Origin of the sequence: Streptomyces sp. NPDC051987, from assembly GCF_040680735.1 — a bacterium.
In the GTDB taxonomy this organism is placed as follows: domain Bacteria; phylum Actinomycetota; class Actinomycetes; order Streptomycetales; family Streptomycetaceae; genus Streptomyces.
In genome coordinates this window covers 22005-36216 of sequence record NZ_JBFAXI010000040.1, presented here as the reverse complement: position 1 = coordinate 36216, position 14212 = coordinate 22005, and the positions used below count along the sequence as shown (strand labels likewise).

The following is a 14212-nucleotide window of genomic DNA, read 5'->3' as shown; positions in this document are numbered from 1 at the left end:
GTGGCCGAGCGAGCGTTCACCGCGCTCCTCCGTCGATCTCCTCGTAGAGGCGCGAGATGTCGATGCCTTCCGTGGACGCGTACTTGGCAGGCTGCTGCTGGTAGCTGGCCGGGGCGCCGAAGGTAGTGAGGAAGACGAGCTTGCCGAAGGTCATGCCCGGATACACGCGCACCGGTCGGGCGGCGCGGATCTCCAGCGTCCAGCGGATCGCATGGCCCTGGTGCCCCAGCGGAGCCGACACGTGAACCCAGATGCCCAGGGAGCCGGTGGTGCGGTCGCCGTTCAGCAGCTGCGCGTACGTCTCCGAACCGGTCCGCTCCAGCGTGATGCCGAGGTAGAGCAGGTCAGGGCGCAGCACGAGGCCGGCGTCGGGGATGGGCTGCTCGGTGAAGGCTGTGGGGGTTGCGGCGTCGAGGTTACCGTCGCAGACGCGGATCGTGTCGCCGAGCCGCCAGTCGTAGGCGTTGGGGGAGACGCGGCTGGGCTCGTACGGGTCGATGGTGATATCGCCGGCCTGGACGGCCGCGGCGATGGCGGGGCCGGTGAGGATCACGATGCCACCGCCCGGAGTCGGGCGAGGTCTCGCCAGTAGGCGGAGGGTTGCGGTCCTGTGGCGGCCTGGTACTTGCCGCGGTAGAGGTCGATGGCGCCGGTGGAGACGAAGAACATGATCTGCCCGATCTTCATGCCGGCGTACACGCGCAGCGGTCGGATCGGGGTGAGCATGAGCGTCCACTGGCCGTGGAACCCGATGTCGCCGATGGGGGCGGTGATCTCGACGAACAGGCCGAGGCGGCCGACGGAGGAGCGGCCGAACAGCAGTGGCACAAAGGTGTCGGAGCCGACCACTTCGAGGGTGTGGCCGAGGTAGAGCTCGCCCGGCTGGAGGATGTGCCCGTCCGGGCCGATGGTGGTTTCGCGGGTGGGGTTGGGCCGGTGGGCGTCCAGGACCGTGCTCGTGTAGGTGATCAGGGTGGGGCCCAGACGCACGTTGTAGCTGTTGGGGTTGACCTGGTCGGCGGCGAACGGGGTGATGCGAAGGCGGCCGTCGTGAGCGGCAGCGCTGATCTCCGGGCCGGTGAGGATCATTGCCTACCTCCTTCCGTGGTGTCGGGAGCGGTGAGGACGTGCTGGACGGCCTGGTCCAGACGCAGGCCGGCCTCGTGCGTGCGCTCGCCGAGGTAGGTCTCGGCGAGATAGTCGGTGGTCAGCACGGCGGTGAGGGTGTCCGGCAAGGGGTCGGGGGCGGTGACGAGCGGGCCGGCCTGGGTGGTCAGATGTGACAGCCAGCCAGTGAGGTCCCTGCGTGCCGGCTCAGGTACGTGGGCGTGTACCAGCTGGTTGGCGAACGGCTCGATGGAGAGCATGTCGCCCGGGGTGAGGGTGTCGTCGAGTTGGACGGCGCGTAGTGCCGTCTCGTTGAGGATGACCGCGTCTGATCCGAGTGCCGTACGCAGGCGGGCAGTGAGGTCCACGAGCAGGCTGCGCCGGTCGAGGGACTGGTGGCGGTAGGCCGGTCTGATCGAGCCGAGGACGCCGGCCAACTGCTGCTTGACGTCCTCGATGCGTGAGCGCAGGCCCGCAAGCTCCGTGGGAACGACGCTCGGGGCTCGATCCGGGAAGAACGTGGTGCCCGCACCCCATCCCGTGCCCACGGGCGTGGCTATGGCATAGCCGCCGGCGAGTTCCCGACCCTTGACGACCAGGGTGTCGTCGACCCGGACCGGCCCGTACTGATCGCTGTGGCAGTGCCCGGTGAAGACCACATCGAGGAACGGACAGGCTGCCACGAGTTTCCGGTCCTCGTCGAAGCCGGAGTGGCTGAGCAGGACCCAGCTGTCCACCTCGTGGTGGTGAGCGAGCATCAGCTCGCGTAGGGCCTGGACGGGATCAGTGACGCAGTGGCCGGCTCGCTGGGCGACCGGGATCGAGTGGAAGGCTTGTCGGCCGATCACAGCGGTTACGCCGATGCGACGTCCAGCGATGTCCGCGATGTACAAGCGGCGGAAGAGTGCGTCGCCGGTGTTGGCATCGACGGCGTTGGCACAGACAGTGCGCTGGTGAAGGTCCGGCTCGAAGTGGTGACCCCAGCCGTGATTGCCGGGGGCCAGCACGTCGTACAGCTTGAGCAGGATCTCCCGCTCGATGGTGCCGCGAGCGAGACGGTAGTAGCCGCTGCCTTCGAAGAAGTCGCCGCAGTCCACGATGAGCGAGGTCGGGCGCAGCGTGTGGAGGTGGGTCAGGAACGGCGTGGCGTTGTGGAAGGAGGAGTGGACGTCGGTCGTGGCAACGATCTGGCGCAGGTTCCGGCCGTCGGTGGTCATGGGGTGACCTCGCAGATGTCGGCGCCCAGGGTGCGCAGCTTGCCGGACAGGTCGGCGTGGCCGCGGCGCAGCTGGTCGAGGCCGCCGATAGTGGTGACGCCTCGGGCGGTGAGGCCGGCGATCATGAGAGCGGACCCGGTGCGGATGTCAGTGGCTTCGACGCCCGCGCCCGTCAGCTGCTGGGGCCCGGTCAGGCGGCATTCGGTGGGGGAGATCTCCTCGATCTCGGCGCCCAGGCGGGACAGCTGCGGCAGCAGGTTGCCGTGGCGGCCGGGATTGATGGCGTCGGCGAACAGATGCGTGCCGGGCAGTCCGAGGGCGAGTGCCATGAGCGGTGGTTCAAAGTCGGCGTCCAGGCCGGCCGGGCTCAGAGAGGCGATGGCCCGCAGGGGACGGCCAGTGGGGGCTGTCTCTTGGGCGCGGACAGTAAGGCCATTCGGCTCCGCATCTGCGGGGATGCCGAGCTGATGAAGGGCAGCCACGAACGGGCCTACGTCCTTGCCCTGCACGCCGTCGATACGGGCAGTACCGCGCGTCGCGGCGATCGCGCAGGCCAGCGTGGCTGCCTCGATCTTGTCTCCGGGCACTGTCCAGGCAGCGGGGGCAGCCGGCGGCGAGGAGGGCGGTGAGAGGGTGAGTACATGCTCGCCGGCGTGCGTCTCCCAGCTCACCGAACTCAGGGCGTCGAGCACGCTCAGGACTTCGGGCGAGAGGTTTGGCTGACCCAGCCGTAAAGGTCGGCCGGTTGTGAAGGCGCGCAGTGTCGCGGCCACGGTCGCACCGCGGGAGCGGAAGGGCAGTGCGATGGAGACGGTGCCGGTCTGTGAGGTGTGGGCCTCAATGCCGTATCCGGAACTGTCCTGCCGGTTCCGGTCGCCGAACGCCTCGTACACCTTGAAGTGCAGATCCATCCCGCGTGCACCGATCCGGCAGCCGCCTGGCCAGGGCAGCCGCGCCTGGCCGTAACGCGCGAGCAAGGCGGGGACGAGGTAGTACGAGGCTCGGATGTGGGCTGCCTGCGCCAGATCGGGCAGTCCCCGAGATGACTCCGTCGGCAGGATCACATAGGTAGTCGGTTCACCGACGGGCTGCGTGACATGCCAGCCCGCTTGTTGCAGCAGAACGAGCATGATCTGGACGTCCGTGCTGTCCGGGACGTTGCTCAGCCGAACCGGGCGGCCGAGGGCAGCCGTGGCGGCCAGGAGCGGCAGAGCGGCGTTCTTGGACCCGTCGACGCTCACGGTGCCGGCGAGTGGCGGCCCAGGGCGTACGACGATCACCTCGGCGGCCACGCCGGGGGCGTGGGTGGTCGTCATCATCAACTCCTCTGCAGAGGAAGGAAACAGGCCATGTCCTGGCTGGCTTTGGTGATCAGATCGATCTCGGCCCAGCAGCGCTTGCCGTTCTCCGTCGGCTCGGCGCGGTATCGGTCAGCGAGAGCGGCGACGAGAAACAGGCCCCGGCCGCCCTCACTGTCCGCATCGGGCAGAGCCGGCTGGGGCAGCACCGGGCTCGCGTCGCAGACCTCGACTCGCAGGACGGCCTCGTCGAGACAGACTGTGAGCGAGGCCGATCCGGTGCCGGCGTACTGCACCGCGTTGGTGACGAGCTCGCTGACCAGTAGTGCAGCCGCGTGCACCACCTCGGCGTCCAGCTCCGTGTCCCAGCCCGCTATCGCGACCACGGCCTGGTGCCGGGCCTCGCTCGCTGCGGCGGGCGTCGAGGGCAGGGAAAGAGCGAGCCGGTGCGCTTCCATGAGCGGCCTCCCGGTGTAGGTGGGGCCACACCAAGCAACCAGCCCGTCGCCGTATGTGGTTAGCTCGTGCGCGGGCGCTGCATGAGTTATGCAGGAGCTGCATCACCGCCAACTACGACTGATCTATGCTCGATTGAGCAGGCAGGATCAGCGACGGCGGAGGGAGCCGTGGCAGATGGCCGATGCATATGGGGAAGCGAGACGGATCGGAGAACGGATCCGTCGGGCACGGGTGTTACAGCGGCGTTCACAGCACGACGTGGCCGCAGCGCTCGGGTATCACCAGTCCAAGGTGAGCCGTCTGGAGAGCGGTCGCGGCACGGAGGACATCCGCGTATTACGCGCCGTCGCGCAGGAACTGGACATCCCGCCCCACGAGTTGGGCCTCGCCCCCGCTCAGGACGCCTCTGTCGCCGACCCAGAAGCTGATGACATGCACCGCCGCACCTTCCTCGCCGCGAGCATCGCAGCGCTCGCGACCCCGGCTGGCTCTTCCACCCCGCACACCGCCCTCGTCCAGGCACTCCTGCCCGGCCCCGGCCACGCGGGCACCGGTGGCCCACAGGACACGGCCGTCCTGTACGAACGAGTCGGATCGGCGCTCAGGCTCTTCCACACCTGCCACTACACAGAGCTGGAGCGCACCCTCCCGGATCTGATCGGTGACCTGCGACTGGCCGCCAGCGAGGCGACGGACAGGGATACGGTGTCCGGGCTCCTGGCCACGGCGTACCAGACCGCGACCAGCCTGCTGCTCAAACAGCACGACCAGGGCAATGAATGGCTCGCCGTCGGCCGGGCGATGGCCGAAGCAGAACGTTCGGGCGACCCGGTGGTCCTCGCCTCCAGCGTCCGTGTCCAGGCCCACGTCCTGGTGCGCGAGAAGCACGCCACCGAAGCCGTCACCCTGGTCCGGCACACCGCCGACCAGCTCACCGGTTCCTACGACCGGCGCTCTCCGAAGTACCTCGCTGCCGTGGGACTGCTACTCCTGCGCGGCGTGACCGCGGCCAGCAGCCGCGGTGATCGCGCGGCCACGAAGGAATTCCTCACCGAAGCCAAGGAAGTCTCCCGGTACGTCACCCTGGACCGGCCCGACGCCTGGGCCACCTTCAGCCCGACCAATGTCGCCCTGCACGAGCTGAGCGCCCTGGTGGCCTTCGGTGACGCAGGCCTTGCCCTCCAGGCGGCCCGCCCCCTCATGCGCCGGCACATCCCGGTCCCTGAGCGACGCGCCGCCCTGTGGGTGGAGGCGGCCCGCGCCTACAGCCAGCAGGGCCGTCTCGCCGACGGCTATCAGGCCCTGCGCATCGCCGAGACCTGCGCCGCACAGGACATCCGCCGCCCCGACGTCCGCAACCTGGTCGCCGACATGGCCGCCCGTGACCGCCGTCGTACGCTGCCGGAGCTGCACCACTTCAGCCGCCAACTGGGAGTCCCCGCGTGACCGAACCGACCGCCTCGGACAAGAAGCCCTTCCTGTACGTCGTCGTGTGCGCGGCCGGTGTCGCCCGTGACGTCGGCAACCTGATCACCGCTGCCCAGGAGGCGAACTGGGACGTCGGTGTCGTCGCCACACCGCAGGGCCTCGGCTTCATCGACGCGACGGCGGTCGAGGCACAGACCGGCTACCCGATCCGCTCCGCCTGGCGCTCGCCGGGAGACCCGCGCCCACTGCCCCCGGCGGACGCGATCGCCGTCGCTCCCGCCACCTTCAACACGATCAACAAGTGGGCAGCTGGGATATCCGACACCCTCGCCTTGGGCATCCTGTGCGAGGCGTACGGCATGAGCATCCCGACCGTGGCATTGCCCTACCTGAACTCCGCCCAGGCCGCCCACCCCGCCTACGAACAGAGCCTGGACCGGCTGCGGGGGATGGGCGTCCTGATCGGCTCCTGCAAACCGCACCAGCCCAGGGTCGGCGGCGGGGCGGACCGGTTCCGCTGGGCGGAGGCCCTGGAGCTGCTGGAACCTGTGATCAGCGCGGTGCAGTGACGCCATCCTTCCCCATGAGCGGGTCGCGACGATCAGCGCCAAGGTACGTTCCGTTCCAGAAAAGCAAGAACGTTCCGTAAGGAAATCACGGCTGATCCGAAAGTAGCAGCGACCGTCTGCTGGACACTCATGAGGCAACGGCAGGGATGACGGCCTGGGCCACGACCGCACGGTCTCGGGTGAGCGGGGCGACCACTTTCTGGCACGGTCCCCATGGCGGAAGCCGGGGGCGGAACCGCAGAATCTAAATCCATCGCTTCAACGTGCTGCCAGCAGTACGTTCCGAAGAAAGGCTGCGCAGACCTTGGGCGGGACAGATCACGAGACGGACGAAGAGGTCACCTCTCCTTCGCCTACGACCATGGAACAGCTCGTCCGTCGAGTGCGCACACCGCTGGTCGCCTCCCTCGGCATTGTCATATCGGTGGTAGCTGCTTAAGCGGCTTGGGCACTGTTGGAAGGCAACGGCCCCGCCTATGACAACCCCGAACGCAGTGCTTGGCTGGAAACAGCGACCACGACCGCCGCCGTCCTCCTCGGCATGTCCGGGGTGATCTTCTCCGTGTTGTGGGCGGCGAGCCGTTCTTTCGCCAGCGAGGCCGAGAGCGCACGTCAGCGTGTTGAGGGCCCCGATTCCTCTGTCCACATCTACGGCAGTGGTTCGCGGGTCTACATTCATCCCCGAGAACCGCGCTCCGAGCACAGTGGAACCGCAGCGCTCCTGGAGCCCGACGCCCAGGCGTCGATGCTGACTCAGATTTACTCCCATGGGCTCGCACAGGCCAAGGTCAGCTTCTTCGTCAGTATCGTCTTCGGCATGGTCGGGTCGGCAGTCCTCCTGACCGGAGTCGGCCTGGCGATTGGGCACGCTGACAGCAATGGGAGCCGATACGCGGCGATCGTGACACAAACCGCCGGAGCGGTCATCAACCTCTTGGCCGGAGTTTTCTTCCTGCAATCCAACCGCACTCGCCGAGACAAGGGTGCGCAGGGTGTGATGCTCCGCGACGACGGCCGCTTCGACCGCAGGCTGAAGGCCGCGAGCGTCCTGTCCGACAACATCAGCGATGAGCCCCTCCGTAATCGGGTGCGTGCCGAAATGGCCCTGCAGCTCGTCGGTGGTGAACTCGACACGTCGGCGGCTGACGACAACGAAGGTGCACCCACCGAATCAGCGCCTTCGGATGCGGCAACTAGTACTGGAACTTGACGCCAGATCACTGAGCTTTCGCAGGTCTGATTCAGCCGCAGGCAGATTCGCCCACTTCACTCCGTTGTCGACCACGTAGCGGACTGCGTCCAGCATCACGCGGTGGCAATAGCTCTCCGGCCGGCCGCCCCGTCCTTCAAGCCACGCCGGCACCGGCAGCACCGCCCGGACGACCTGCCATTCCGCGTCCGTCATGTCCGAGCCGTAGCACCGCACGCGCTCCGGCCCGTCCGCCGCGTTGCCGAACCTGTGCGCGAGGCAGTCACACGACAGGGACGACGAGTTGGACTCCACACAGGTGAGCACGAAAGACTGCGGCAACAGGGCCTCCTGGTGATCGGTTCGGTTCGCACCCCCGACCTACCAAGAGGCCCTGCTGTCATGCGCCGACCCTTGCGCGATCACCCGAACAGGAACCCTGTTCGACCAGACCAACCCCGCCATCGATAAGCGGATGGCGTCTGACGTGTACGACCGCTGGCACAAGTCCCACCCCAAGCCCACCGAGGCCGAATGCGGCGAGCACAAGAGCCGTACGAAGCGGATGGTCCCCACCAGCGACCACGGAATCGGCAAGCGTTGGCAGGTTCGCTACCGCGACCTGGAGGGCCACCAGCGCAAGGAGAACTTCCACACCAAGGCGGAGGCCGACAACCGCGCCGCCGAGGTGGACGTCGAACTCCGGCGCGGCTCCTACGTCGTACCCGCCGAGACGAAGCAGACGCTCGACGCCTACGCGCAGAAGTGGCTCGCGGCGAACTCCGTCGGCCCGACGACCGCGCTTCGCTACGAGGCGACCGTCCGCAACCACATCGTCGAGCACCTCGGCCGACGCGAGCTGCGGTCTTTCAACCAGCCCTCGACCATCCAGGGGGTGGATCCGGACCCTCCAGGACGGCGGCCTCGAAGTGTCCACGATCGAGGGCATCTTCGACATCCTCTCCAGCATCCTCGGCGCGGCAGTGGAGGACGGGCTGTTGCCGAAGAACCCCTGCAAGGCGAAGTCCGTCAAGCTGCCGACCTCGATCAAGAAGAAGATCGTCCCCTGGTCGCTGGAGCGAGTGCGTGCCGTCATCGCCGGTCTCCCGAAGCGCTTCCAGGCCGGCGGCAAGCTCGCCTTCGGCTGCGGCCTGCGTCAGGGTGAGGTATTCGGCTTCGCCGTCGAGGACATCGACTTCAAGGGTGGCTGGATCCACGTCAACTGCAAGGTACGGCTCGTCGGCACGAAGCCCGTCTTCGCTCTGCCCAAGGGCAACAAAATCCGATCGGTGCCTCTATCGGCCCAGCTTGCTGCCGCCCTCAAAGCCCACATGAAGGAGTTCCCGCCGGTCGAGGCTACCCTGCCCTGGGCCAAGCCGGACGGTGATCCGAAGACCTTCCGTCTCCTCTTCGTCGACGCGAAGGGACGGGCCTACAACCGCAGCGTCTTCAACATGGGCGACTGGAAGCGCGCCCTGGCCGCCGCCGGTGTGATTCCTCCCCGCGAGCGCGGCGCGCGCTACCTCCAGGCGGCCCCGGAAGACGGCATGCACGCCCTCCGGCACGCCTACGCCTCCGTGCTCCTGGACGCGGGGGAGAGCATCAAGGCGCTCTCCGAGTACCTCGGCCACTCGGACCCCGGTTTCACCCTGCGGACGTACACGCATCTACTGCCGTCTAGCGAGACCCGCACCCGCAAGGCGATCGACGACGCCTTCACGGAAACGGAAGCTGAGGCGAAAGACGAGGGCGCCCCGCCCGCCGTCCAGGGCACATCCGTGCCCCCGGCGAAACCCATGTGCCCTCAATGTGCCCTGGCCGCCTGACGACCCCTCCGGCACCAAAAAGGGCGAGGCCCGAAGACCCCGCCCGCCCCTAGAGGAACCTCAGCTCACGGCCACACAAGGCAATACGGCTGATGCCCCGCCTCATGCAACCGGTGGCTGAAGTCCTGCCACTCGTGCAGCAGCTGGTACACGTTGAACGCGTCTCTCGGGCCGCCCCGGTCCGGGACCGTCGACCAGATGAAGGCGGCCGCGCCGACCGCTTCCTCGCCCACGCCGCGCAGCGGGTCCACCACCGTCATGGGGAGTTTCACGACCGCGTAGTCGGGGTGCAGCACCACCAGCTCCAGCGGCGGCACCTTGTGCAGAGGCACGCCTTCGATGCCCGTCAGCACCATCGCGGCCATGGTCTCCGGCTTGATCTTCGTGAACATGCCGTTCATGCCGAGCTCGTCGCCGCCGAGTTCCTCGGGACGCATCGAGATCGGGACGCGGGCCGCGGTCGCGCCGTCCGGTGCGCCGAAGTATTTGTACGTCACCCCCACCCGACCACCATTCCTGCTCCCGGTCTGAAGTCGGTCGATCCGCCGATCGATCCGCTGGTCCCGATCCGTCTGATCGCGGTCCCGCTGATCGATACGTCGCTCGCGCCGCTCCGACTCACTCGGTACGCCCTGTTCCTGACGTGCTGCTTCGGTCGCTTCCTCCGCGTCGCGCCGGTGCCTTCCCCGATGGGCACGCCGAGGACCCAGGTCATCGGTCCCCTCGCCCAGCCCGCCACCGCGATGCATATCTCCACCCGACTGCTTTTCTAGGACGCGTGGCCCCCGCCGCGCAACCCGATCATCGTGTCAGTGACCTCCCCCACGGCCGCCCGCCGAAACGTGCGTCGAAACATCAGTCCGCAGGATCTTCGCAGCCTCCGGCCCGCCACCCGCCGGATGAGCTGCGTGTATCGAGTCACAGTCTCGCAGATGCCCCGCCCACCGCGCCGGGACAGCCGCCCTCCACTACAGGGTCACCCCCGGTGTCCGCCTACCCTGAGGAGGTCACCAAGCAACCGGAGTCCGAGAAGCCGGAGAAGTCGCACGTCATGAGCGCCCAGAGCGAAACGCCCTATCCCTACGACGCGCCCGTCTCACAGGCGCTCTTCGACCGCGCCTCCGCCGTCACCCCGGGCGGTGTGAACTCACCGGTGCGCGCCTTCCGCGCGGTCGGCGGCACCCCCCGCTTCATGGTCTCCGGCAAGGGGGCCTACCTGACGGACGCGGACGGGCGCGAGTACGTCGACCTCGTCTGCTCCTGGGGTCCCATGATCCTCGGGCACTCGCACCCCGAGGTCATCGCCGCCGTCCAGGAGGCCGTCTCCCGCGGCACCTCCTTCGGCACCCCCGGTGAGGGCGAGGTCGCCCTCGCGGAGGAGATGGTCGCCCGGATCGCGCCGCTGGAGCAGGTCCGGCTGGTCAGCAGCGGGACGGAGGCGACCATGTCCGCCATCCGGCTCGCCCGCGGGTTCACCCGGCGCACCAAGGTGATCAAGTTCGCCGGGTGCTACCACGGCCACGTCGACAGCCTGCTGGCCGCCGCCGGGTCCGGTGTCGCCACCTTCGCGCTGCCGGACACCCCCGGCGTCACCGGTGCGCAGGCCGGCGACACGATCGTGCTGCCGTACAACGACCTCGAAGCCGTGCAGGAGGCCTTCCACCGGCATCCCGGGGAGATCGCCTGCGTGATCACCGAGGCCTCGCCGGGCAACATGGGGGTCGTGCCGCCGCTGCCCGGGTTCAACCAGGGGCTGAAGGACACCTGCGCCAGGAACGGCGCCCTGTACATCTCCGACGAGGTCATGACCGGTTTCCGGACCAGCCGGGCCGGCTGGTTCGGTATCGACGGGGTGGTGCCCGACCTGATGACCTTCGGGAAGGTGATGGGGGGCGGGTTCCCCGCGGCCGCCTTCGGCGGGCGGGCGGACGTCATGGCCCACCTCGCCCCGGCCGGCCCCGTCTACCAGGCCGGCACCCTCTCCGGGAACCCGGTCGCCACCGCCGCCGGCCTCGCCCAGCTGCGGCTGCTCGACGACGCGGCGTACGACAAGGTCAACTCCGTGTCGGAGCAGATCCAGGGGCTGGTCGCCGAGGCGCTGAACAAGGAGGGCGTCGCGCACCAGCTGCAGACCGCCTCGAACATGTTCTCCGTCTTCTTCACCAACCGCCCCGTGCGGAACTACGAGGACGCGCGGGGCCAGGACTCCTTCCGGTTCACCGCCTTCTTCCACTCCCTGCTCGCCGACGGCGTCTACCTGCCGCCGTCGTCCTTCGAGTCCTGGTTCGTGTCCACGGCCCACGACGAGCGGGCCATCCAGAAGATCGCCGACGCCCTCCCGGCGGCGGCCCGAGCGGCCGCGGAGGCCACGGCAGCATGAGCGAGCAGAGCGAACAGCGGGACGTCACCGTCGTCCACGTGATGCGGCACGGGGAAGTGGAGAACCCGGACGGGGTGCTGTACGGAAGACTTCCCGGCTACCACCTCTCCGAGCTCGGCCGGCAGATGGCCGACCGGGTCGCCGAGCACCTCGCCGCACGGGACGTGACCTACGTCGTCGCCTCCCCGCTGGAGCGCGCCCAGGAGACGGCGACCCCCATCGCCAAGGCGCACGGTCTCGACCTCGCGACCGACGAGCGGCTCATCGAGGCCGAGAACATCTTCCAGGGCAAGACCTTCGGCGTCGGCGACGGAGCGCTGAAGAACCCGGCCAACTGGAAGTACCTCGTCAACCCGTTCCGGCCGTCCTGGGGCGAGCCGTACGTCGACCAGGTCGTCCGGATGAAGGGCGCGCTGGACGCGGCCAAGGACCGGGCGCGCGGGCACGAGGCGGTGCTGGTCAGCCATCAGCTGCCGATCTGGATCCTGCGGTCGTACGTGGAGAAGCGCCGACTGTGGCACGACCCGCGCAAGCGGCAGTGCACCCTGGCGTCCCTGACGACGTTCACCTACCAAGGCGACAGGATCATCTCCGTGGGATACAGCGAGCCCGCGATCGATCTGGTGCCGGCCCATCTGCGGGCCGGTGCGCAGCCGGGTCAGGGGCAGGGTAAGGCCTTCGGGGCGTGAGGCGAGGGCGTGCGGCGTAGGCCGTCAAACCTTGCTGCATGAAATTAGTCTTAAAATATGCGGTTCCTTTCGGAACCGCCCTGTTCGTCACGCCCTCTGAGTGGGTGACCACCAGAGGACGTGACGAATCGGGGAACCATGCGGACCTTCACCCGAAGGGGACTGTTCGGTGTCGGCGCGGGCGCCGCCGCCGGACTCGGCCTCGCCGGCTGCGGCACGCACACACCGTCGGACGGCAAGACCCATGCCGGCGGTTCCGGCGAGCAGCCCTCGAAGAAGCCCACCGCCACCGCCCACCCCCTCGGCGACGGCTCCACCTCCCGCACCGGCAAGCAGCCCCACCAGCCCGCCGCCCCCGAGCCCCTGGAGCCCGGCCAGACCCCGCCGCAGTTCGTCATCTTCTCCTGGGACGGCGCCGGCGAGGTCGGCAACGGCCTCTTCCCGCGCTTCCTCGACCTGGCGAAGGAACACGGGGCGTCCATGACCTTCTTCCTCTCGGGGCTGTACCTCCTCCCCGAGTCCAAGAAGCGGCTCTACGACCCTCCGAACAACCCCCGGGGCGCCTCCGACATCGGCTACCTCACGGACGCGCACATCAGGGCGACGCTCACCAACGTCCGCCGGGCCTGGCTCGAAGGCCACGAGATCGGCACCCACTTCAACGGGCACTTCTGCTCCGGCCACGGCACCGTCGGCAACTGGACGCCGAAGCAGTGGCTCAGCGAGATACAGCAGGCGAAGGCGTTCGTGAAGGAGTGGCGGACCAACACCGGCTGGACCGACCTGCCCTCCCTCCCCTTCGACTACGACAAGGAGCTGGTCGGCGGCCGCACCCCCTGCCTCCTCGGCCAGAACAACCTGCTGCCCACCGCCCGGGGGCTCGGCTGGCGCTACGACGCCTCCTCGCCCGGCGGCCGCCAGGTCTGGCCGGAGAAGAAGCTGGGCGTCTGGGACCTGCCGTTGCAGCAGATCCCGTTCCCGGGCCGCTCCTTCGAGGTCCTCTCCATGGACTACAACATGCTCGCCAACCAGTCGGTCAACTCGACCAAGGCCCCCGCCTACAACTACCCGCACTGGCGGACGCAATCGGCCCAGGCGTACATAGCGGGCTTCGAGCGGGCGTACACGACAAACCGGGCGCCGTTCTTCATAGGCAACCACTTCGAGCACTGGAACGGCGGCATCTACATGGACGCCGTCGAGCAGGCCTTCAAGCACATCGCCCGGGAGAAGGAGAAGGGCGCCGACGTCCGGATGGTCTCCTTCCGGCAGTTCGTGGACTGGATCGACGTGCAGAAGCCGGCGGTCCTGGCCAAGCTGCGCACCCTTGACGTGGGCCAGCGTCCCGCGGGGGGCTGGAAGAGCTTCCTGAAGCAGGGCGCGGCGGCCTGAAAACGGGCGCATCCCGGACGGAGGGGGGTGCCCAAGATCCCCAGAACGGGCATGCGAAACTTTTCACATGAGTACCCGTAGCCGCGCCCTCCTGCTCGGCGCCACGGCTGCCGCGGCGGCCCTGACCCTGTCCGCGTGCGGCAACGGCGGCACCTCCGGCGGAGGCGGCAACACCAATTTCGTCACCGGCAAGGACGGCATCGACACGGTCGCTCAGGGCCACCGCGCGGCGGCCCCCGACCTGTCCGGCAGGACGATCGACGGCACCACCCTGGACGTCGCGGACTACAAGGGCAAGGTCGTCGTCATCAACGTCTGGGGCTCCTGGTGCAGCCCCTGCCGGGCCGAGGCGCCCAACTTCGCCGCCGTCTCCAAGGAGTACGCGAGCAAGGGCGTCCAGTTCGTCGGCATCAACACCCGCGACACCAGCACCGGTTCCGCGGTCGCCTTCGAGAAGCAGAACGGCATCGACTACCCGAGCCTGTACGACCCGACGGGCAAGCTGATGCTCCGCTTCAAGAAGGGCACGCTCAACCCGCAGGCCATCCCCTCCACCCTGGTACTCGACCGGCAGGGGAAGATCGCGGCGCGCTCGCTGGCGGCGCTCAGCGAGGAGACCCTGCTGAAGATGATCAAGCCGGTCGTCGCGGAGAAGTGA

14 protein-coding genes and 1 pseudogene are annotated in these 14212 nt (G+C 68.4%); 8 read left to right on the top strand and 7 right to left on the bottom strand.

Annotation, left to right across the window (positions count from 1 at the left end; all coding sequences use genetic code 11):
• Window positions 1-16: 16 nt before the first annotated feature.
• From AB0M11_RS22250 to AB0M11_RS22230, 5 genes are read right to left on the bottom strand one after another with little or no spacing between them, the layout of a single operon-like run.
• Window positions 17-553, bottom strand: coding sequence for a deoxycytidine triphosphate deaminase (locus AB0M11_RS22250; RefSeq protein WP_365708033.1), 537 nt, complete (start codon window positions 551-553; stop codon window positions 17-19).
• On the bottom strand, window positions 550-1089 hold the full coding sequence (gene dcd / locus AB0M11_RS22245; RefSeq protein WP_365708031.1) for a dCTP deaminase: 540 nt from the start codon (window positions 1087-1089) through the stop codon (window positions 550-552). Before dcd ends, AB0M11_RS22250 begins: the two co-directional genes overlap by 4 nt.
• On the bottom strand, window positions 1086-2324 hold the full coding sequence (locus AB0M11_RS22240) for a bifunctional metallophosphatase/5'-nucleotidase (RefSeq protein ID WP_365708029.1): 1239 nt from the start codon (window positions 2322-2324) through the stop codon (window positions 1086-1088). Before AB0M11_RS22240 ends, dcd begins: the two co-directional genes overlap by 4 nt.
• Complete coding sequence (locus tag AB0M11_RS22235) at window positions 2321-3640, bottom strand: UDP-N-acetylglucosamine 1-carboxyvinyltransferase (RefSeq protein ID WP_365708027.1); 1320 nt, start codon at window positions 3638-3640, stop codon at window positions 2321-2323. The genes AB0M11_RS22240 and AB0M11_RS22235 overlap by 4 nt, the downstream gene beginning before the upstream one ends.
• A 2-nt stretch (window positions 3641-3642) precedes the next feature.
• Entirely contained in the window at window positions 3643-4080 is a 438-nt protein-coding gene (locus AB0M11_RS22230; protein ID WP_365708025.1) for an ATP-binding protein, read from the bottom strand.
• A 175-nt stretch (window positions 4081-4255) separates the two neighbouring features.
• Here AB0M11_RS22230 and AB0M11_RS22225 point away from each other — a divergent pair, with 175 nt between their 5' ends.
• The 3 genes from AB0M11_RS22225 (at window position 4256) to AB0M11_RS22215 (ending at window position 7288) form a co-directional block, all read left to right on the top strand.
• Window positions 4256-5527, top strand: coding sequence for a helix-turn-helix transcriptional regulator (locus AB0M11_RS22225; protein ID WP_365708023.1), 1272 nt, complete (start codon window positions 4256-4258; stop codon window positions 5525-5527).
• On the top strand, window positions 5524-6078 hold the full coding sequence (locus AB0M11_RS22220; RefSeq protein WP_365708021.1) for a flavoprotein: 555 nt from the start codon (window positions 5524-5526) through the stop codon (window positions 6076-6078). The genes AB0M11_RS22225 and AB0M11_RS22220 overlap by 4 nt, the downstream gene beginning before the upstream one ends.
• 454 nt (window positions 6079-6532) lie before the next feature.
• Complete coding sequence (locus AB0M11_RS22215; protein ID WP_365708019.1) at window positions 6533-7288, top strand: hypothetical protein; 756 nt, start codon at window positions 6533-6535, stop codon at window positions 7286-7288.
• Here AB0M11_RS22215 and AB0M11_RS22210 read toward each other — a convergent pair.
• Entirely contained in the window at window positions 7250-7483 is a 234-nt protein-coding gene (locus tag AB0M11_RS22210) for a transposase (protein ID WP_365708096.1), read from the bottom strand. The two genes, AB0M11_RS22215 and AB0M11_RS22210, sit on opposite strands and share 39 nt — an antisense overlap.
• 271 nt (window positions 7484-7754) lie before the next feature.
• Between AB0M11_RS22210 and AB0M11_RS22205 the strand changes: the two are divergent.
• Window positions 7755-9093, top strand: a pseudogene (locus AB0M11_RS22205) (site-specific integrase).
• Window positions 9094-9158: 65 nt separating this feature from the next.
• On the opposite strand, the gene AB0M11_RS22200 reads toward AB0M11_RS22205, so the two are convergent.
• The gene (locus AB0M11_RS22200) at window positions 9159-9842 is read right to left on the bottom strand and encodes a hypothetical protein (RefSeq protein ID WP_365708018.1); all 684 of its coding nucleotides are present in this window, start codon (window positions 9840-9842) and stop codon (window positions 9159-9161) included.
• Window positions 9843-10144: 302 nt separating this feature from the next.
• Here AB0M11_RS22200 and hemL point away from each other — a divergent pair, with 302 nt between their 5' ends.
• From hemL to AB0M11_RS22180, 4 genes are all read left to right on the top strand, one after another.
• On the top strand, window positions 10145-11473 hold the full coding sequence (hemL, locus tag AB0M11_RS22195; protein WP_365708094.1) for a glutamate-1-semialdehyde 2,1-aminomutase: 1329 nt from the start codon (window positions 10145-10147) through the stop codon (window positions 11471-11473).
• Window positions 11470-12162, top strand: a complete 693-nt coding sequence (locus tag AB0M11_RS22190; protein ID WP_365708016.1) for a histidine phosphatase family protein — start codon at window positions 11470-11472, stop codon at window positions 12160-12162. The genes hemL and AB0M11_RS22190 overlap by 4 nt, the downstream gene beginning before the upstream one ends.
• A 138-nt stretch (window positions 12163-12300) precedes the next feature.
• The gene (locus tag AB0M11_RS22185; protein WP_365708013.1) at window positions 12301-13554 is read left to right on the top strand and encodes a hypothetical protein; all 1254 of its coding nucleotides are present in this window, start codon (window positions 12301-12303) and stop codon (window positions 13552-13554) included.
• Between the two features lie 67 nt (window positions 13555-13621).
• On the top strand, window positions 13622-14212 hold the full coding sequence (locus AB0M11_RS22180; RefSeq protein WP_365708011.1) for a TlpA disulfide reductase family protein: 591 nt from the start codon (window positions 13622-13624) through the stop codon (window positions 14210-14212).

What these genes read in the sequence shown, in the direction of transcription:
- dcd (WP_365708031.1), bottom strand. Translation starts at nt 1,089, where the DNA reads ATGATCCTCACCGGCCCGGAGATCAGCGCTGCCGCTCACGACGGCCGC.
- AB0M11_RS22240 (WP_365708029.1), bottom strand. Translation starts at nt 2,324, where the DNA reads ATGACCACCGACGGCCGGAACCTGCGCCAGATCGTTGCCACGACCGAC.
- AB0M11_RS22235 (WP_365708027.1), bottom strand. Translation starts at nt 3,640, where the DNA reads ATGACGACCACCCACGCCCCCGGCGTGGCCGCCGAGGTGATCGTCGTA.
- AB0M11_RS22230 (WP_365708025.1), bottom strand. Translation starts at nt 4,080, where the DNA reads ATGGAAGCGCACCGGCTCGCTCTTTCCCTGCCCTCGACGCCCGCCGCA.
- AB0M11_RS22225 (WP_365708023.1), top strand. Translation starts at nt 4,256, where the DNA reads ATGGCCGATGCATATGGGGAAGCGAGACGGATCGGAGAACGGATCCGT.
- AB0M11_RS22210 (WP_365708096.1), bottom strand. Translation starts at nt 7,483, where the DNA reads ATGACGGACGCGGAATGGCAGGTCGTCCGGGCGGTGCTGCCGGTGCCG.
- AB0M11_RS22200 (WP_365708018.1), bottom strand. Translation starts at nt 9,842, where the DNA reads ATGCATCGCGGTGGCGGGCTGGGCGAGGGGACCGATGACCTGGGTCCT.
- hemL (WP_365708094.1), top strand. Translation starts at nt 10,145, where the DNA reads ATGAGCGCCCAGAGCGAAACGCCCTATCCCTACGACGCGCCCGTCTCA.
- AB0M11_RS22190 (WP_365708016.1), top strand. Translation starts at nt 11,470, where the DNA reads ATGAGCGAGCAGAGCGAACAGCGGGACGTCACCGTCGTCCACGTGATG.
- AB0M11_RS22185 (WP_365708013.1), top strand. Translation starts at nt 12,301, where the DNA reads ATGCGGACCTTCACCCGAAGGGGACTGTTCGGTGTCGGCGCGGGCGCC.
- AB0M11_RS22180 (WP_365708011.1), top strand. Translation starts at nt 13,622, where the DNA reads ATGAGTACCCGTAGCCGCGCCCTCCTGCTCGGCGCCACGGCTGCCGCG.